General features: G+C 40.5%; 1 protein-coding gene. It reads left to right on the top strand.

The annotated features are described in order from the left end of the window. On the top strand, window positions 1–339 hold a 339-nt coding region (locus JKP73_RS22075), incomplete at its 5' end, for an IS30 family transposase (RefSeq protein WP_200411974.1). Between the last annotated feature and the right edge of the window lie 133 nt (window positions 340–472).

Here is a 472-nt window from a genome sequence, read left to right as displayed (position 1 = left end):
ATCATTCGCTTGATTGATGGGAAAACAGCACAGGCGGTCAATGATGAGCTGGTGGAACTTCAAAAAAGTTATGACTTCAAATCCATTACCCCTGACAATGGCCATGAATTTGCAAGGCTCTCTGAGGTCGTAAGCTGTCCAGTTTACTATGCACACGCCTACGCGAGCTTTGAGCGAGGGACGAATGAAAACCATAACCGAATGATTCGTAGGCATCTGCCAAAAGGCACAACAAAGACGACCCCTGAAGAAGTCGCCGCTATCGAGTATTGGATGAACCATTATCCAAGAAAAATGTTCAACTATAAGAGTTCATATGAGATGAGCTTGGCTGGCTAACTTGGACTTGCAATTTGCGATAATAAAATACTTATAACTTTTTTAATATAAATCAAGAAAAAAGCTTTCCCTAAGCGATTTTTTATGGTATAATGTTTTGTAAGGCTGTGTACCAGCCAAATTGTTAGAGGAA

The organism is Virgibacillus salexigens (genome assembly GCF_014905415.1).
Taxonomy (GTDB): Bacteria; Bacillota; Bacilli; order Bacillales; family Amphibacillaceae; genus Virgibacillus; species Virgibacillus salexigens.
The sequence above is the reverse complement of the archived record's forward strand: the minus strand, read 5'-3'. Positions and strand labels throughout refer to the sequence as shown.